The organism is Nocardioides asiaticus, from assembly GCF_040049175.1.
Classification (GTDB): Bacteria; Actinomycetota; Actinomycetes; order Propionibacteriales; family Nocardioidaceae; genus Nocardioides; species Nocardioides cheoyonin.
This window is the reverse complement of record NZ_JBDZDM010000001.1, coordinates 26,961-44,721: the sequence shown is the minus strand read 5'-3', so window position 1 is coordinate 44,721 and position 17,761 is coordinate 26,961. Positions and strand designations below refer to the sequence as shown.

General features: G+C 67.0%; 14 protein-coding genes. 12 read left to right on the top strand and 2 right to left on the bottom strand.

The window, feature by feature from the left end:
• Window positions 1-2 precede the first annotated feature (2 nt).
• From ABLE53_RS00185 to ABLE53_RS00130, 12 genes are all read left to right on the top strand, one after another.
• On the top strand, window positions 3-1,034 hold the full coding sequence (locus ABLE53_RS00185; protein WP_348856495.1) for an ornithine cyclodeaminase family protein: 1,032 nt from the start codon (window positions 3-5) through the stop codon (window positions 1,032-1,034).
• Window positions 1,031-3,208, top strand: coding sequence for an acetate--CoA ligase family protein (locus ABLE53_RS00180; protein WP_348856494.1), 2,178 nt, complete (start codon window positions 1,031-1,033; stop codon window positions 3,206-3,208). Before ABLE53_RS00185 ends, ABLE53_RS00180 begins: the two co-directional genes overlap by 4 nt.
• The gene (locus tag ABLE53_RS00175; protein WP_348856493.1) at window positions 3,205-4,197 is read left to right on the top strand and encodes a substrate-binding domain-containing protein; all 993 of its coding nucleotides are present in this window, start codon (window positions 3,205-3,207) and stop codon (window positions 4,195-4,197) included. Before ABLE53_RS00180 ends, ABLE53_RS00175 begins: the two co-directional genes overlap by 4 nt.
• Before the next feature lie 34 nt (window positions 4,198-4,231).
• Entirely contained in the window at window positions 4,232-5,104 is an 873-nt protein-coding gene (locus ABLE53_RS00170; protein ID WP_348856492.1) for an MBL fold metallo-hydrolase, read from the top strand.
• Complete coding sequence (locus ABLE53_RS00165; protein WP_348856491.1) at window positions 5,101-6,018, top strand: VOC family protein; 918 nt, start codon at window positions 5,101-5,103, stop codon at window positions 6,016-6,018. The genes ABLE53_RS00170 and ABLE53_RS00165 overlap by 4 nt, the downstream gene beginning before the upstream one ends.
• On the top strand, window positions 6,006-6,809 hold the full coding sequence (locus ABLE53_RS00160) for an enoyl-CoA hydratase/isomerase family protein (protein WP_348856490.1): 804 nt from the start codon (window positions 6,006-6,008) through the stop codon (window positions 6,807-6,809). The genes ABLE53_RS00165 and ABLE53_RS00160 overlap by 13 nt, the downstream gene beginning before the upstream one ends.
• Entirely contained in the window at window positions 6,806-8,281 is a 1,476-nt protein-coding gene (locus ABLE53_RS00155) for an NAD-dependent succinate-semialdehyde dehydrogenase (RefSeq protein ID WP_348856489.1), read from the top strand. The genes ABLE53_RS00160 and ABLE53_RS00155 overlap by 4 nt, the downstream gene beginning before the upstream one ends.
• Window positions 8,278-9,093 carry an enoyl-CoA hydratase/isomerase family protein gene (locus tag ABLE53_RS00150; protein WP_348856488.1) on the top strand — a complete coding sequence of 272 codons (816 nt, stop codon included), beginning with the start codon at window positions 8,278-8,280 and terminating at the stop codon, window positions 9,091-9,093. The genes ABLE53_RS00155 and ABLE53_RS00150 overlap by 4 nt, the downstream gene beginning before the upstream one ends.
• Window positions 9,094-9,226: 133 nt before the next feature.
• A complete protein-coding gene (locus ABLE53_RS00145) occupies window positions 9,227-10,012 on the top strand; it encodes an IclR family transcriptional regulator (RefSeq protein WP_348856487.1) in 786 nt (261 codons plus the stop codon).
• Window positions 10,013-10,209: 197 nt separating this feature from the next.
• Window positions 10,210-11,118 carry a methylenetetrahydrofolate reductase gene (locus tag ABLE53_RS00140; protein WP_348856486.1) on the top strand — a complete coding sequence of 303 codons (909 nt, stop codon included), beginning with the start codon at window positions 10,210-10,212 and terminating at the stop codon, window positions 11,116-11,118.
• Window positions 11,115-12,491, top strand: a complete 1,377-nt coding sequence (locus ABLE53_RS00135; RefSeq protein WP_348856485.1) for a hypothetical protein — start codon at window positions 11,115-11,117, stop codon at window positions 12,489-12,491. Before ABLE53_RS00140 ends, ABLE53_RS00135 begins: the two co-directional genes overlap by 4 nt.
• Window positions 12,492-13,640: 1,149 nt before the next feature.
• Window positions 13,641-14,477, top strand: coding sequence for an ABC transporter substrate-binding protein (locus ABLE53_RS00130; protein WP_348856484.1), 837 nt, complete (start codon window positions 13,641-13,643; stop codon window positions 14,475-14,477).
• Window positions 14,478-14,648: 171 nt separating this feature from the next.
• On the opposite strand, the gene ABLE53_RS00125 is transcribed toward ABLE53_RS00130, so the two are convergent.
• Together ABLE53_RS00125 and ligM are read right to left on the bottom strand one after the other, a co-directional pair.
• Window positions 14,649-15,563 carry a LysR family transcriptional regulator gene (locus tag ABLE53_RS00125; protein ID WP_348856483.1) on the bottom strand — a complete coding sequence of 305 codons (915 nt, stop codon included), beginning with the start codon at window positions 15,561-15,563 and terminating at the stop codon, window positions 14,649-14,651.
• Between the two features lie 345 nt (window positions 15,564-15,908).
• Entirely contained in the window at window positions 15,909-17,321 is a 1,413-nt protein-coding gene (ligM, locus tag ABLE53_RS00120) for a vanillate/3-O-methylgallate O-demethylase (protein WP_348856482.1), read from the bottom strand.
• Window positions 17,322-17,761: the final 440 nt, after the last annotated feature.

Here is a 17,761-nt window from a genome sequence, read left to right as displayed (position 1 = left end):
TGATGACCGTCATACTCGACCAGGCCCTGGTGCCGGGCCTCATCTCCATGCCGGAAGCGATCGACGCGCTCGAGTCCGCGTACCGCTCCCTTGCCCGTGGCCGGGCCGTCGAGGCGGAGCGCAGCAATCTAGTGCTCCCGAACGGCTGGCTGCGCACCATGTCAGCCGCGCTACTCGACGAGGGCATCGCCGGCTACAAGGAGTTCCATCGCTTCCGGGGCGTCTCCCGGTACGCCTATCACCTCTTCGACCTGGAGACCGGCGAGCAACTCGCCGTCATGGACGGGAGACACCTGACGGCACTGCGCACGGGGGCGTGCGGAGGGCTGGCGGCGCGCGAGATGGCTCCGGAGTCCGCGCCCGTCGTTGGCGTCATCGGCTCGGGTCTGGAGGCCCGAGCCCAAGTGGACGCGCTTGTCGCCGTCCGGGATGTCCGGCGAATTCAGGTCTTCAGCCCGACGCCCCGACGCCGAGAGGAGTTCTGCGCGCACGTGGCCGACTCGACGAAAGGCGCCGTCTCGGCGGTGCCAATCGACGCCGCGGAGCAGGCGGTCGAGGGAGCCGACGTCCTCATCGTGGCGACCAACACGGCCGGCCGTGGCCCGGCGATGAGCGGCCTGTGGCTGACCGGTGGGCGCCTCCACATCAACTCCGTCGGGTCGACACTCCCGGACCAGCGCGAGCTGGACGAGGACGTCTGGCCGCGCGTCGACCGTGTGGTGATCGACAGTCCGGATGTCCTCGTCGAGTCGGGTGACGTGATCGCCGCAAGGGCCGCCGGAACGTTCGACCCCGAGAGAGTCGTGCCCCTCGGCGACGTGCTCATCGGCGACGTGCTCATCGGCGAGGTGGGCAGTCGCGCCGCGACAGGCGTCACGCTGTACAAGTCCGTCGGCTCTGCCGTACAGGATATCGCCATCGCTGCCCGCATCTACCGGAGGGCAATAAGCGCCGGACTCGACCTGCCCGAGGTCGCACCTTTCCAGTCCGTCCGGACCGTCGCCGTTCCACCGGCGCAGATGGCGGTGCGATGAGCCAGATCGAGGAGGTCGCGTCCGGCGTCGTCCGTAGGGAGCCGACGTCCGCGGCCGCGGTGCTTATGGATGCTCATAAGGCCGCCGAATTGGCGAGTCAGTACGGAATCCCGGTTCCAGCCCAGCGCGAGTGCGGCTCGGCGGAGGAGGCCTGTCGCGCCGCCGACGAGCTCGGCTATCCGGTGGTGTTGAAGGCCCTAGGGAAGGAGATCGTCCACAAGAGCGATGTCGGCGGCGTCGCGCTGAACGTCCGAGATCGGCGGTCGGTCGGGGAACAGGCGAGGAAGGTCCTCGAGGAAGTCCCGGGAACCGAGCAGATTCTGGTTCAGCGGATGGAGCCCGCCGGCACGGTGGAGATGATCGTCGGCGCTCGGCGGGACCCGATCTTCGGACCCGTCGTCATGCTCGGACTCGGCGGGCTCTGGACAGAAGCGTTTGACGACATCGCCGTCCGGCTGGCGCCGGTCGCCGGCGGCTCGGTGGCCCAGATGATCGAGGACCTGCGTTCCCGTGCGGTGCTCCGTGGGGCGCGAGGCGTACCGGGCATCAATCTGGAGGGCATCGGCGCAGTTGTAGCCAGCGTGAGCCGATTGATCGCCGACGAGTCGACCGTGGCAGAGATCGACCTGAACCCGGTGATATGCGACGCCGATCGCGTGGTAGCGGTCGACATCCGGATCCTGCAGCAGCCGGATCCCGGCGTCCCGGCCGAACACTCCCCGAGGTCCCCGCAGCAGCTCGATGCGCTCCTCGCCCCGAGGAGCGTCGTCGTCGTAGGCGCGTCCCGGAATCCGGCGAAGCAGGGTGGCCGCCTGCTGCGCTATCTCATCCGGCACGAGTTCCAGGGCGAGATCGTGGTCGTGAACCCGCACGCCACCGAGGTAATGGGGTGTCGCGCAGTCCCAAGCGTCGACAAGATCGAGTTCGTGCCCGACCTGGCGTGTATCTGCGTGCCAGCCGAGACGGCCATCGACGTGCTCGAGGAGTGTGGGCGCGCCGGGGTCAAGGCGGCGATCATCTTTGGTGCCGGGTTCTCAGAGGTGGGCGGCTTCGAGGCTCAGATGCGCCAGCAGCAGCTGACGAAGGTGGCTCGCTCGTACGGCATGGTGGTCTGCGGGCCGAACACCGCCGGCCTGGCCAGCCGGCCCGTGGGGCTGTGCGCGAGCATGGGCGCCTCCTTCGAGATGGGCGACGGTCCGCTCCCGCACGGGTCGGTGGCGGTGGTCTCGCAGTCGGGTGCGATCGGAGGCTCGCTGCTCAGCCGGCTCCGCGAGTCGGAGATCGGCTTCAGTCATTGGATCTCGACCGGCAACGAGTCCGACCTGACGATCGGCGACTACCTGGGATGGCTCGCCCGCGATCCCGAGACGGCGACCATCCTGCTTTTCGTGGAGGCCATCCGCGACGCCGAGGCGTTCCGGGCGGGCTGCGAGGCGGCCCGTGCCAACGGCAAGGCGGTCATCGCCTACAAGACCGGCCGCTCCGAAGTGGGCCGGGCCGCGGTGCAGTCGCATACCGCCGCCCTCGCGGGCGACGAGCGTGTGTACGACGCCTTCTTCAAGGAGCTGGGCGTCATCGAGGTCGAGAACCTCCAGCAGCTCATCGACGCCGCGATCGTCCTAGAGTGGCAGCCGGCGCCTATTGGCGCGCGAGTCGGCGTCGTGTCCGCCTCTGGGGGCGCCTGCAGCGTCGTCGCGGACGAGTGCGCGCGACGCGGACTGGAGCTTCCGCGTCTGTCGACGGCAGCACGGACCGCCATCGAGGCGGCGATCCCGTCCTTCGGGCATGCCGAGAATCCGGTCGACGTCACCATGCAGATCAATGTCGAGCCGGGCATGATCGGCATCGCGACGGAGGCGATGCTGCAGGACGATGGCATCGACGCGGTCCTCGTAATGCTCACCAGCAACGCCGACCCGCCGGCGATCGAGGTAGCCCGCGGTGTCGTGCGTGCAGCGCAGGGCTCCCACAAGCCGGTCGTCGTCGCCCGGATGGGGGCCGAGGTGCTGGCTCCCGGGTCACTGCGGCTGTATCGAGAGGCTCGCGTGCCGGTCTTCTCGATGCCGGAGCGTGCCATCGCTGCGATGGCGGCCGTCGCCTCCGTCGGGCTGCGATCGCTCCGCGCCGACGAGACTGACACATCAACCACGTCCGCCCAGGAGGAAGCTCGATGACCAAGCTCAAGCTAACGATCGCGACCGCCGACGGCGACCGGGTCCGCCCCATCGTGGACGGTCGGGTCCAGGTCGAGGGCTGCGACGTCAACTACATCCTCAACACGCCGGAGGAGCTCTTCGCCCGGGTGGCGTACGGCGGCGCCCCCGAGGTGTCGGAGATCGGACTGCTGACGTGCCTCGTCGGTACGTCCCGCGGCTCGTTCCCGTATGTCCCGCTCCCGGTCTTCCTCTCGCGCACCTTCCGACACTCCGCGATCTACATCCGCACCGACCGCGGCATCGGGAGCCCCGAGGACCTGCGTGGCAAGGTTGTCGGCGTACCCGAGTGGCAGATGGGCGCCGCGATGTGGGCCCGCGGCCTCATAGTCGACGAGTACGGCGTCAAGCTGGACGAGATGCAGTGGAAGCAGGGCGGGCTGATCCACCCCGGTCGTCACGAGAAGTACCAGACGAACTTCCCCGACGGCTTTCCCATCGAGGCGATCGGCTCCGAGCAGACCCTCGACGACATGATCCGTGCGGGCGAGCTCGACGCGATCTTCACGGCGCGCACGCCCCCGACCTACTTCGACGACGAGGTCCCGGTCCGCCGGCTCTTCGAGAACTACCCGGAGGAGGAGCGCGCCTACTACCAGCGCACCGGCATCTACCCGATCATGCACTGCCTGGGCGTGCGGGCCGACGTCCATGAGCGCTACCCGTGGGTCGCGCCGGCGCTCTACAAGGCCTACCTGCACGCGAACCGGATGAGCCAGGAGTCGTTGTTCGACACCTCCTCGCTCAAGGTCTCCCTGCCGTGGGTCGTGGAGGCGGCGGAGGAGGCGCGCGCGCTGTTCGGCGACGACATCTGGCCGTACGGCGTCGAGGCGAACCGGGTCACCCTCGACGCCCTGACCAGGTACTCGGTCGACCAGCACATGGCCGTGCGGCGCGTGGAGCCCGAGGAGCTGTTCCCGCGCAGCGTGCTGGAGGAGGCGAAGCATTGAGGTGCCTCGTGCTCACGGCGGGTGGGAGGGCACGATGACCTCCCAGGGCCCGCGGGAGGTGGCCGAGCGCGTGTACGTCGTGCCACCGAACCAGTTCGGCAGCTCCAACTGCGGCTTCGTCGCGGGAGCCGACGAGACCCTCGTCGTGGACACGCGGATGGCGCCCATGCTCGGCCGTCAGCTGTTCGACGGCATCCGCGCCGTCACCGGCAGCCCGGTGACCACGGTGGTCAACACCCACTTCCACGGCGACCACGTCTTCGGCAACGAGGTCTTCGGGCCGGACGTCGCCGTCGTCTCCCATCGTCTGGCGCGCGAGGAGATCCTAGAGCGCGGCGATGCCATGGTCGAGGAGTTCCTCGACCACTACAACATCGCGGCGCGCTATCCCGCGGACGTGGTCGCGGACATCCGCTCGGTGCAGGTCCGGACCGCGACGGTCGTGTTCGACGAGGGGTACACCCACAAGGTCGGGGACCTCACCGTCGAGCTCGACTATGTCGGGCCGGCCCACTCGAAGGGGGACATCGTCGCCTACCTTCCCGACGCCGGTGTGCTGTTCGCGGGAGATCTCGTCTTCCAGGACATCCATCCGTACTGGCTCGACGGCTACCTCCCCGGGACCATCGCCTCGCTGCGCCGGCTCGTCGACTGGCCGATCGAGGTCGTGGTGCCGGGGCACGGTCCGGTCACCGACCGTACGGCGCTCGCCGAGATGCTCCGGTACTTCGAGACGATCGAGGCCGTTCTCCATCAGGCCGTGGCCGCCGGCAGCGGCGGGGCCGACGCCCTCCACAGCCTGGAAGCAACCCTCGGCGACTATGGCGCGCAGCCGCAACGGCTCGCCTCGACCGTGCACCGATTCTGGACGCAGATGACAGCCTCAGGACTGGAGGAGAGGGCATGACCCGATTGATCACCGGACTGCGACACGTGGGCATCGCGGTCGAGAACTTCGATCAAGCCAAGGAGTTCTACGAGAAGTCCTGGGGCTTGACGTGCGCCGAGACCGACTCCGGGGTGGCGTTCTTCTCCGCCGAGGGCAGCCCGGAGAACTACGTCCTGCGCCTGCGCCAGGGCGAGAAGCGGATGGACCTGCTCGCGTTCGCCGTCGCCTCCGCCGCCGACGTCGACACCCTGGCGGCACAGCTGGCCACCAGCGGCATCCAGCTCGTCTCTGAGCCGGGGACGCTCGACACCCCGGGCGGCGGGTACGGCTTCCGTTTCTTCGACGTGGACGGCCGTATCGTCGAGGTCTCGGCGGACGTCGCCCCTCGCCCGTACCGCGCCCTCGAGGAGCGGGAGTGGATCCCGGAGAAGCTGAGCCACGTCGTCTTGAACTCCACCGACGTTGCCAAGACGAAGGCCTTCTACGAGTCCTTCCTCGGCTTCCGGCTCTCGGACTGGATCGGCGACGTGATGTGCTTCCTGCGCACCAACGAGTTCCACCACACGATCGCCATCGCCCGCGGTCCGCACGCCTCGCTCAACCACGTCGCCTTCAACCTGCGGGGCATCGACGAGTACATGAGGGCCACCGGCCGGCTCCTGCGAGCCGGCGGCGAGCTGCTGTGCGGGCCGGGCCGGCACATGCCGGGTGACAACACCTTCTCCTACTTCATGGACCCAAGCCGCAACGTCGTCGAGTACACCACCCAACTCGAGCTCGTCGAGGACGAGGACACCTGGCAGGTCAGGCGGTTTAAGCGGTCGGATCCCGAGTCCCGTGACCAGTGGGGCACCTCGGGCTCGCCGGAGAGGCTGTACCCGGCCATGATGAACGATCTCGATACGGGGCTGTGGACGCCATGTCCGCTGTGACGGACCAGCCGGGCGCGGAGAGGACGAGCCGGCTGAGGCTGGAGGTCGCCGACCGGGTCGCGACGGTGACGATCAGCTGTCCCGAGCGCAGGAACGCCCTCGATCACGCGACTATGGAGGCGCTGCCCTTCCTCTTCGACGAGCTGGACCGCCGCGACGACGTATGGGTTGTCATGGTCACTGGGGAGGGTGACGAGGCGTTCAGCGCCGGACGCGATCTCAAGTCGGCTGGGCCGGACCGCCCGGTACGCCGGATGCCAACGGTCGGTCCCATCCGCTACCCCTTCGAGGCGGTGCGCGAGTGCTCCAAGCCCGTGATCGCCGCCATCAACGGATGGGCGCTCGGGGGCGGCTTCGAGCTGGCCCTCGCCTGTGACCTGCGCATCGCCGCGGAACGTGCTCGCCTCGGCATGCCGGAGTCAAAGCTGGGACTCGGCGGCCAGTTCGCGGCCGTGATGCTTCCTCGCCTGGTGCCCGCCGCCGTCGCCAACGAGTTCCTCTTCTTCGGCGAGAGCCTGACCGCGCACGAGGCGCAGGCCCACGGCCTGGTCGCGCGCGTCTTTCCCGACGCGACCTTCCGTGCCGAGGCGGCGACGTACGCCGCCCGGCTGGCGAGCAGGGCCCCGCTGAGCGTGCGGCGATTCAAGGCGATCGCGGCACTCAGCCACGATCTCTCGGTTGAGGCGTGCCTGCGGGCGGACCCCTATCCGAACCCCTATCTCAGCACCGACGCCGAGGAGGGCGTGGCCGCTTGGCGGGCCAAGCGCCCGCCCGTCTGGCGCGCTGAGTGAGTCGTGCCGACCGGCGCATCGAGGAGACCATAATGAGTGAGACGTTGTTTGACGACCTCTATGTCGGAGGCAAGTGGATCGCCGCCGGCGACGGCGAGCGCTTCGCTGTCGCCGACCCCGCCACTGGAGGGACGGTGGCGATGGTGGCCTCGGGTACAACGGAGGACGCGATCGCGGCCGTGGCCGCCGCTGCGGAGGCCGGCCCGCTGTGGGCATCTGCCCCGCCCCGGGCGCGAGGCGACGTGCTTCGTCGAGCCTACGAGGCGATGATCGCGCGCCGCGGCGAGATCGCTCGCCTGATCGTCCTCGAGAGTGGCAAGAGCTGGGCCGATGCAATCGGCGAGGCCGACTACGCGGCCGGCTTCTTCCGCTGGTATGCCGAGGAGGCCGTGCGTATTCGGGGGCAGGTCGGCGCGAGCCCGGCCGCCGACAAGCAGATCCTGGCGCTGCAGGAGCCCGTCGGCGTCTCGGTCTTGGTCACTCCATGGAACTTCCCGGCGGCCATGGCCACCCGGAAGATCGGGCCAGCCCTCGCCGCGGGCTGCACGGTGGTGCTCAAGCCCGCCTCCGACACGCCCCTGACGGCGCTCCTGCTGGCCGACCTCCTCGCGCAGGCCGGTGCCCCTGCTGGTGTGGTCAACGTCGTCCCGAGCAGGCGATCGGGACCGACCGTGGCGGCGATGCTGGGCGACCCGCGCGTCCGCAAGCTGTCCTTCACTGGCTCAACCGAGGTCGGCCAGATGCTGCTCCGTCTTGCGTCGGATCAGGTTCTGAACTGCTCGATGGAGCTCGGCGGGAACGCGCCCTTCCTCGTCTTCGACGACGCCGACCTGGAGACGGCGGTCGAGGGTGCGCTAGTTGCGAAGATGCGCAACGGCGGCGAGTCGTGCATCGCGGCGAACCGCTTCCTCGTCCACGAGTCGATCGCAGCGGACTTCGGCGAACGGTTCGCGGAGCGAATGTCACGTCTCCGTGTCGGGCCCGGGATGGACCCCCACAACGAGGTCGGGCCCCTGATCAACGAGCCGGCGCGCGCCGAGATCGCGGCGCTCGTCCGGCAGAGCATCGCGGGGGGCGCGCGCCTCCTAACCGGTGGAGCCGAGCTGGACGGGCCCGGCTGGTTCTTCGCGCCGACGGTCCTGGCCGACGTACCTCCGCAGGATCCGATCCTGCGGACCGAGATCTTCGGCCCGGTGGCGCCGATCTGCACCTTCGGCGACGAGGCGGAGGCCATCGCGCGCGCCAATAACACGGAGTTCGGCCTTGCGTCGTACGTCTTCAGCCGAGATGTCGGCCGCGCTCTGCGCGTCGCATATCGGATCGAAGCGGGGGTTGTCGGCATCAATCGCGGCTTCGTGTCGGATCCCGCGGCGCCGTTCGGAGGCATGAAGCAGAGCGGGCTCGGCCGCGAGGGCGGGGCGGCAGGGATCACCGAATTCCTCGAGACCAAGTACGTGGCGGTGAACTGGTGAGCCCACTGTCGTCCGGAAGCGAGAGGTGGGAGGCCATCCGTCTCGACGCCGAGGACGGACTGGCGGTGCTGCGACTCGACAGGCCGCGCTTGCTCAATGCGGTCGACGACCAGATGCGCGCCGAGCTGAAGACCGCGGTCGACATCCTCGGCTCGGACGACTCACTCCGCGGGTTGATCGTGACGGGCACGGGCCGCGCCTTTTGCGCGGGCGGCGACATCCGGAGCATGGAAGAGCGTGCCGCACAGGGAAACCGCGCCTCCGAGATCGGCTGGAGGCGCCAGGTTCCTCTCCACGAGACGTTGCAGAAGCTCTACGGGCTTGGCTTCCCAACCCTTGCCGCCCTCAATGGATCGGCGCACGGCCTCGGGCTCGATCTTGCCCTGAACTGCGACTTCATATGGGCCGTGCCCGAGGCGAGTCTGTCCTCTGCCTTCATCAAACGTGGCCTCATCCCGGACGGCGGTGGGCTTTTTCATCTGCCCCGGCGCATCGGCCCGGCGCGTGCGAAGGAACTCGTCTTCTCCGGCCGGAGCGTCACGGCCCAGCAGGCCCTCGCCTGGGGCCTCGTAGATCGAATCGTCGCCGCCGATGCGCTCATGGGCGAGGCGCGCGGCTGGTTGGGTGAACTTGGCGGCCATCCTCTGCTCGCCCAGGCGCTCGCCAAGGGTCTGCTCAACCGGTCGCTGGAGACCGGCCTTGAGGCCCTCAACCAGCAAGGACGTCAGGCGCAGGCCATCTGCTTCGGATCCGCGGCTCATCGTGAGCAGGTCGACAGTTTCCTCGCCTCCCGGCGGGGATCATCGCAGTGACCACGGCCCGGTCGGACCCCAGCGGTACATCGCCGGAGTGCGGCTCAGGGGACGATTGGGTAGCGTCGAGCCCACATGTGGAGGACCTGTGCGATCAACGCCGCGACGGTCCCCGGTAGAGGAGGCGCCCGCAGTGACGGACACCAGCACGCGTCGGCGTTCTGCGACCGGCCCTCGTGATCCGGTCGAGAAGGCCTTCGAAGCGCTCCGATGGATGTTGGACAGTCCGGAAGGCTCGTGGGGCGTTCGTGAGATCGCCCGGGGCCTCGGCCGGCCGCCCAGCACGGTCCACCGCACGCTCGCCAGTCTGGAGGAACAGGGCCTCGTCGTCGGCGACAGCGAGACCGGTCGATACTCGCTCGGTCTCGAGATGTTCCGACTGGCCGCCAAGATTTCCTCGCACTTCTCCCTGCGGCGCCTCGCCATTCCGACGCTGGAACAGCTCCAGGGGCGGTTCAACGAGACCGCCTTCCTCGGCCTGCTGGACCCGAAGGGCAAGCAGATGATGATGGCTGCCCTCGTCGAGACCACCCGTCCGCTGCGCTACGTCGTCGACGCCAACGAGTGGCGCCCGTTGTATCTGGGTGCGAGCGGGCTGGCCATCCTTGCCTTCCTCGATGCCGACGATCGCGAACAGGTGTTGAAGGATCTCGACGATCCGACCGTCATCGGCGGCAAGCTCGTCCCGATCGCGTCCGTACGTCAGACGATTGAGGAGGTGCGCGCTCAGGGATTCGCGCGCACGGTGGGTCAACGTGTCCCGGACGCACTGGGCGTGGCTGCTCCTGTGTTCCGGCCCCGCGGCACTGTCATCGGATCGATCGGACTGACGCTGCCGTCTTCCCGCTACGACGAGTCGCTCGGCATGGAGCAAGTGGTCGTGGAGGCCGCGGAAGCGTTCACCTCTTTCATCGCCTGACCGCGTGGACGCGGCCGCCGCTCTCACCTTGCCCTTCACGCTCGCTCCATCGGTGGTCCGGCACGCCGACCGACGCTTGCCGAAACCGATCAGCTCCTCCCCCCGATCCGCTATTTCCTGAACCGCACCGTTCTGTTAATCTCGTTGAGAAGAACGAACGTTCCGTTTAAAAGAACGGACTCAGGAGGACGCAGCGCGTGACCGAGGCGACTACCGAACTGACGCTCTCGCGACTGCGGGCCCTGCGGAGCGACCTCTGTCCGGAGATGACAGGGCACGACGCCGACGCAGTGGCAGCCGACGCCGGGAGACCCGGCACCGGGACCCAGGCCCACCTCATCTACATCGGCAGCGAGGAGCCAACAGCCCGGCTCGCCACTGCGGGATCCGTCGCGCGCCTGGGCCTGGTGTCCGTACGTCACGTCTCAGCTCGCCGACCCGGGTCCGCTATCGATCTCGCTGAGATGCTCGGGGGCTTCGCTGCCGTCGATCATCTGATGATCCACGGCGGAGACCCTGCGAGGCCCCTGGGCCCCTTTCGCGAGGCGTTCGAGGTCAGCGTGTCGAGCGTCCTGAGTCGGCGCGGCGTCCTAAGCGTGGGCGTCGCTGGCTATCCGCAGGGATACACGGACATCGCAGACGAGCTCTTGTGGGAGGCGCTGACCGCAAAGATCAGCGCCTTGGATGAGGAGGGTATCGATGCCCCCATCGTGACCCCGTTCAACTTCGCCGCGGACCGGGAGTGCGACTGGATCGGCGAGCTCTGGAACCGGGACCTCGGCAATCCCGTCGCGGCGTTCCCGGGCCCGTCGGCGTCCGACGCCTCCTATCCCATTAGCGCCTGTTCGGGGTCAGCACGACGACCTCCATCGCTAGCAAGATGCAGGTTCCTGAACCGCCTCCTGCGGACCGCGGGCGGAGGCATTCGTCGCCTCGTCGGCTGGCCGGCTCGTCGAGGATCCGGCCGGCCCGCCTGCATCTCTACGCGCTCGGCGGACTCACTTAGGGCTCGGCCTGGCTTGCTGCCGCCCTACGCGACTCCTGACGTCGTGCCAAGAGTGGCGACGTACGTGCACACCATGAAGAACTGGAGTCTAAACGCATGAAGAACGAATCGCTTGAGTCTGCCATCGCCCGCGCCGGCAGCGCACTGGATCTACTCAGGAACTGGCCCGCGCGGCCGTTCACGCTGCCGATCGTCGCGGAGCACACCGATTGGCAGTCCGAGCAACGCGCCTGGCGAGAGTCGGTGGTCTTGATGGACCAGTCGCACCACATGAACGATCTCTTCCTTCGCGGCGACCGGGCGGTCGACCTCCTCCGCGACCTCGGTGTCAACAGCTTCCGCAACTTCGGCCCAGGCCACGCCAAGCAGTACGTGGTCACCAACCACGACGGCTTCTATATCGCAGACGTCGTGCTAACCCATCTCCCGGACGGCACGCTCAACATGGTGGGGGCGAAGGTCGCCATGGACTGGGTGCGCTACCACGGTAAGGTTGGCGGCTACGGCGTTGAGTTCGAGTTCGATCCGAACTCCGCCGCCCGCGAGCCCGGCCGGCCGCCGAAGCAGTATCGCTACGAGGTCCAGGGCCCGTTCGCGAAGGACCTCATGTCCAAGGTGCTCGGCCAGCCGGTGCCGGATGTGAAGTTCTTCCATATGGTCGAGATCGAAATCGCGGGCCACGCGGTCCAGGTGCTGCGTCATGGCATGGCCGGCCAGCCCGGGTTTGAGTTGTTCGGCCCGTGGGAGCAGGGCGAGCAGGTGCGCCAGGCGCTGCTGGATGCGGGACGCGAGTTCGAACTCCGGCAGGTGGGTTCGAAGGCCTACTCGACCGCGAACCTCGAGTCGGGCTGGATCCCGCCCACGGTCCCGGCGATCTTCACCGGCGAGCAGAGTCGAGGCTTCCGCGAGTGGCTGGTTCCCACGGGCCTCGGTGCGCTCGGAGGCAGCCTCAGTCGCGACACGATCGAGGATCATTACCTGACGCCGTACGACCTGGGCTACGACAAGATCGTCTCCTTCGACCACGACTTCGTCGGCCATGAGGCTCTTGAGAAGATGGCCGCCGAGCCTCCGCGACGTCGGGTCTCCCTCATTTGGGAGTCGGAGGACGTGACGGGCACTATCATGGGCTCGCTGTTCAACAGCCGGCAGCTTCCGGCCAAACTGGTCAACCTGCCCAAGGCCCGCTATGCCACCTACCAGCAGGACGCCGTGCTGAACTCGGGCGAGCTGGTCGGTGTGTCGATGGACGCGGGCTATGTCGCCAACGAGCGCGTCTTCCTATCGCTTGCCTCTGTCGACAACGCGCACGCCGAGCCGGGAACCCAGGTAACCGTCGTCTGGGGTGAGCGCCCCGTGAGTTCAAAGCCGGGGGTGGAGCCGCATCGGCAGGTCGAGGTCCGAGCCACCGTCGCGCCGGCGCCATTGGATGCCTTCGCCCGTGATCAGTACCGACTCAACAGACGGGCGTGACTGCGCGGTCGGGGGCTCGTGCGACTGAAACCCGCGGAGCGGAGTCACATGGAGAGCGGCCGCACGAATCTCCGCAGCGCGCTGCCCATGCCAGTTGAGAGGAACGGCGGGACATGATCCCCGCCCGCTGAGCGTCGGCATCACCCCCACTGCCGAGGGAATTCTTGGTCATGTCGCACCGTGCAGTGAGGGCCGTCGCCGGGAAGTAGAGCGGGCGACGGGCGGCGTCGGACCGATGATCCTTGCCATGCTCTTGACAAACTTCGTTCAAACGGCCAAGCCGCGCCCGGCCAGAGAACGGTCGCCACCGGTCTGAGGGGGTCGACTCCCCGCCACCGCGCAAACACGCCCAGGCACGCCCCGGTTCCCGCCGCTTTCAAGGCCCGGCGCCGCGTGATGGATCTTGTCGCCGTAGTTCCCCGACTCTCCTTCTACGGTGAGGGACTGCCTTCTACGCGCAGGGTCGCCGTAAGCCACCGTCACTGCCTCGTCCGCACTGGGGTCGGCGACGTTTAAAAGGGCGTCGTCGACAACCGGCGCCAGCACGGGTCGATCGGCTGGCCGGTTTCGGTGAAAGCGTCGCCGCGAGTCGTCTGCCTGCGCTCCAATGGCGAGGGACGACGACCCTCGTACCGGCGTCGGTGGGTACTTGGGCCACGGCATGGATGCGGGTGACGTTCCCTTGGTCGACTGCATCCATCCGGAACCGACGGCTCCTTCACTCCGAATAACCCAGAAGTGTGGCGCTTGACACAGTCCTGACCGCATCTTTAGTCTTATTACGGAATAGATGTTCTCTTGAACGGAACAATCGCCTTCGAGGCAGGCACTGGGCATCTGGGGAATTGCGAACCGCATGCAGGCCTTTGTCTCGCCGGCAGTGAGACCGCATCTAGGAGCTCATCGTTCCTCTCTCGGGTCGGCGCCTTCATCCTGGACGTCCGTATCTCAGGCGCCCTGGTGTGCGGGTACACAGTGAAAGGAAATCAGCAGATGGCACCACGTCAACACCTGAGAGCGCTTGTCGCCGTGCTCGCGGCCGTCCTTGCAACAGTCACGGCGTGTGGGTCCAGCGGTTCGGACTCGGGTGACGCTCTTAGCACCATCAAGTATGCGGCACTGCCTCCCGGGGGTGGCAGTTGGCCTTTGATGGCGGCCGTCGAGCAGGGCTACTTCACAGCCGAGGGGATCAAATTGGACATCACATACGGCGACCCGTCGCTGATGACCAGGGCGTTGGCAACCGGCTCGGCTGATATGGCCCAGGACGGCAGCGACTTCGTCCTCTACCCTCGTGGCGACACCAACTTGGTTGCTGTGGCAGCCGGTGTTGCCGTGGCACCGGCCATGCTGTACGCGAACAAGGACATCAAGTCGCCCGCCGACCTCGCTGGTAAGAAGGTCGCAGTGCCCATGGAGACGGACGCCAATCTGACCGTCTTCAAACGGTTCCTCTCCGAGAACGGCGTGGACGCCAAAGCCGTTGATATGCAGTACATGGCGGCATCCTCTCAGCGTCGCGACGCCCTTCAGAACGGCGTGGTCGACGCTGCCATGATCCTGCCGCCTGACGACGTCCCGCTGAAGGAGGCGGGCGATCATGAGTTGTACTTCCTCCCGGATCTCGGCAGCGGGTTGCCCCAGCTCACGGCGATCACGGTTCGCCAGGACTGGGCTCAGGACCATGCCTCCCTTGTCGAGGCCTTCATCCGCGCCTATGCCAAGGGCATCGCCTGGGTCAATGACCCGGCGAACAAGGCAGGCGCTATCAAGTTGCTCGAGGACAAGGCCAAGGTCAGCGAGGCTGCTGCGAACAGCGCGTACGACGCCTACGTCGTCCGAGTGAAGGCCTACCCCGAGGGCGGCTGCATCGCGCAGCAGGGTCTTGACAATCTAGTCAAGATCGACCAAGAGAACGGCACGCTTAAGGACATGAGCCTGACCGGCGCCGATTTCATGGACACGAGCTACTGCGTCAAGAACTGAGCACGCCGTGATGGGGGCTCGCGTCAATGACGCGAGCCCCCATCCGTCCGTCTCCGACATGCTGAGGGCGTTCCTGGCTTGCACTGAACTGACAGTCCCCGGTCGGCGAGCCCCGCACCGGGCTCGCCGTGACCGAGCCGGCATCGCTGTTCTGCCCTTCCGCCGGCCGGGTCAACCGCCCCGCTTCGCTGGTGACGTCCGGCCCTCGCCGTAGATGCGGTCGGCGACGGCCAGCACGGCCCGAAGCGCCGGAGACTCGTTGTCGGCCCGCCATGCAAGAGCGGTCTCGAGCCTCGGCGCGCTCATGAGCCCGAGTAGCGTCACACCCGGCTGGTGGATCCTCCGCCAGGACGAGAGGGTCACGGCGACACCGACCCCCGTCGCCACCAGCGCCAACTGGGTAAGTGAGTCGGGCGCAACCTGAACGATCTTGGGGTCGAATCCCGCCGCGATGCATGCCCGGGTGGTCGCGGCGTGGATCGAAGACCCAACATCCGGCGGAAGGCTCACGAAATCCTCTGAAGACAGGTCGGCCATTCGCACCGTGCCCGCTTGGGCTAGCCGATGTCCCGCCGAGACAGCGACGCAGAGCTCATCGACTGCAACGCCACGCGTCGCCAATCCGTCCGACCGTGCGGGCATGTGGACGAACCCGAGGTCGAGGCTGCCGTCGAGAATCCGCCGACTCGCGATCTCCGAATAGACCCGCCCTTCTAGAACCATCTCGACTCCTGGTAGCTCTCTCCTGACGGCCAAGGCGAGCGGCGGGAGGTTCTCGTGGCTCGACGCTCCCGCGAATCCAACGCGCACTCGTCCCACTTCACCTCGACCGGCAGCACGGGCCGCACGCTCTGCCGCTCGCAGGCTGTCCAGTGCCGCCCGTGCGGGTTCGACGAGCGCCTCGCCCGCGCTGGTTAGCCTCACTGCTCGGGTGCTCCGTTCGAAGAGCCGAGTTCCCAACTCCTGCTCGAGTCTTCGGATCTGCTGGCTCAGGGGAGGCTGTGCCATGTGAAGCCGCTTGGCCGCGCGCCCGAAGTGGAGCTCCTCGGCGACCGCTAGGAAGCTGATGAGTTGCCGTATCTCCATACTTCCCACGTAGCGTCCTCCCTCGTGCTATTCCGGGAGAGAGGCCGCGCATGCAGCGGCACCCGGTGTAGCCGATCGCGTGTTACCGGGTGCTGCCGTAGCGGCTCATGCCGACGAGGTGTAACCCGTAGCGGCCGTCGAGGCTTGCGTGCGACATGAGGCCTCCGTGGCGATGACGTTCATCGGCCCTCAATACTACCTTCTGCGATGCTCCCATCGCACATGTAGTACGGGCTTTCACAACCTCAATGGTAGGCGGACGACGGCTCTGGTGATGACCTCGGTCCAGCCCGGGGAACGGTGTCGGTGGCGCCTTCGCCGACGGAGGAACCAGCCAGCCAGCTGCTAGCGAGCAGGTTGCGCGCTCCGCCATCCGCGCTGGTAGGTGTTGCGCGCCGTGTCCGCGAAGGGCACGGCACTGACCGTTGCTCGGACCGCGACTTGGCGGTGTGGTTCGACCGTCGTCTTCGCGGTGAGCGGATCCTCACCCCAGACGACTCGCACTTCGGCACCGATCGGCACATCGCGGTCGATGGTCGCCAGGGAGAGGCCCCTGCGCTCGTTCGCGGTGACGCCCGTCGACAACGAGACACCCACCACTGATCCGTCCGCATCGACGACCGAGTCGTATTTTGAGGATCCAAAGTTCGCGTTCGGCAAGTCGAAGAACTGGTACGGCAACTGCTGGCGGTCCAGGAACGACGTCCAGATGGCTGCGAGATCTGCGTCGTTCCAGGCGAGAGTGACCTTCCTGCGCTGGCTTTCAGGATCGATCTTCGCAAGCGCGTCGCGACCGATGAAGTCGTGGTCGAACTTGACGAACGAGCCGTAACCGAGCTCCCACGGATTGAGGTAGTAGTCCTCGATGTCCGTGGAGAGGTAGGAGCCAGCGAGCGCGTTATTGGCCTCGTAGGAACTCCCCGGAAGCCACTCGCGGTAGGCCCGCTCGGCGTCGCTGGAGTAGATCGCCGGCAGAGGGGAGGGGATCCAGCCCGACTCCAAGGCGTTCGTGGAGTAGGCGCGGGACCCACATGGCTCGATGCCGAAGTCTGCGCCGGCCGTGAGGATGGCGTCGCGGATCTTGCCGTGCTGCTCGAAGGGCCCCCACATCTCTAGGCCCGGAGCGCCGGCCATTCCGTGGCGGAGGGTGCGGACCTGTTCGCCCTCGATCTCCATGTGACTCATGTGGAAGAACTTCACCGTCGGCATCGGCCCGCCATTGAGCTTCTCGATGATTTCCCAGGCGTTGGGTCCCTGGATCTGGAACCGATACAGCTCGCGATGCACGGGCTGGCCGTATGGACGCGAGGGTGAGCGGTCGTCGTAGCGGAACTCGACGTCGTAACTGCCGGTCTCTGCGTGGAACTGCAGCCAGTTGGCCGTCGGCGCACGGCCGACGAATACGAAGTCCAGCTCATCTAGATGAAACAAGATGCCGTCGCCGATCACGCCGCCGTTCGAAGCGGTCGGCACGAACTGCTTCGCGGTGTCGACTGGGAAGTTCGCGAACGAGTTGATGCCAGTCTCCGACAGGAGTCTCAGTGCGTCCGGTCCCGAGAGGAAGAAGTTCACCATGTGATGCGATTGGTCGTACAGGACGGCCGTCTCGCGCCATGCCTTCTGTTCGCGTTGCCAATTTGAGAATTCGGCTGGCACTACCGGAAAGACGTAGAGCCCGATCTGGGAGTTGCGCAAGAATTCTACGGTGTTCCCGCTTATGTCGAGGAGGCGCTGGAGGTTCTGGAGGTTCTGTGGCATGGGTGTTCCTTTATGGTGCGTGTTGGAATGGCTAGGACATGCGTATCCGGCCGCTTCCCACTCTCTGCCGTACACGCGAGGCCGTCCAATACCGATTCGCCCACGATTGACTTCCTTTGCCTCTCAATCATCGAAGCCGCCAGCACCAGTGGTGTGTGGGGCTTCTAGAGTGGCGGCATCGAAAGCACTGTGCGACCGCGCTGGCACCCGATTGGTGCACCTCGGTCGTCTGGCCCAGTGGGTCGAAACTCGCGGTGGCGGGTGATATCTCGGATGGCTGCGATTGAGACGGAGTTGAGCGCAATCGCCGAGGTTGTTCCCCCCACGAGAGCACGAGGCATAACGTTCGGGTCCCGGATGCCCGTTTACGCGAGGCCCTTAGCCCCGTCGACCTTCCGCGTCCTCCTCACACGGAACTCGAAAGAATATGACATGCCCAC

Excerpts from the sequence above, each read along its gene's own strand:
- ABLE53_RS00185 (WP_348856495.1), top strand. The coding sequence starts at position 3 with ATGACCGTCATACTCGACCAGGCCCTGGTGCCGGGCCTCATCTCCATG.
- ABLE53_RS00180 (WP_348856494.1), top strand. The coding sequence starts at position 1,031 with ATGAGCCAGATCGAGGAGGTCGCGTCCGGCGTCGTCCGTAGGGAGCCG.
- ABLE53_RS00175 (WP_348856493.1), top strand. The coding sequence starts at position 3,205 with ATGACCAAGCTCAAGCTAACGATCGCGACCGCCGACGGCGACCGGGTC.
- ABLE53_RS00170 (WP_348856492.1), top strand. The coding sequence starts at position 4,232 with ATGACCTCCCAGGGCCCGCGGGAGGTGGCCGAGCGCGTGTACGTCGTG.
- ABLE53_RS00165 (WP_348856491.1), top strand. The coding sequence starts at position 5,101 with ATGACCCGATTGATCACCGGACTGCGACACGTGGGCATCGCGGTCGAG.
- ABLE53_RS00160 (WP_348856490.1), top strand. The coding sequence starts at position 6,006 with ATGTCCGCTGTGACGGACCAGCCGGGCGCGGAGAGGACGAGCCGGCTG.
- ABLE53_RS00135 (WP_348856485.1), top strand. The coding sequence starts at position 11,115 with ATGAAGAACGAATCGCTTGAGTCTGCCATCGCCCGCGCCGGCAGCGCA.
- ABLE53_RS00130 (WP_348856484.1), top strand. The coding sequence starts at position 13,641 with ATGGCGGCCGTCGAGCAGGGCTACTTCACAGCCGAGGGGATCAAATTG.
- ABLE53_RS00125 (WP_348856483.1), bottom strand. The coding sequence starts at position 15,563 with ATGGAGATACGGCAACTCATCAGCTTCCTAGCGGTCGCCGAGGAGCTC.
- ligM (WP_348856482.1), bottom strand. The coding sequence starts at position 17,321 with ATGCCACAGAACCTCCAGAACCTCCAGCGCCTCCTCGACATAAGCGGG.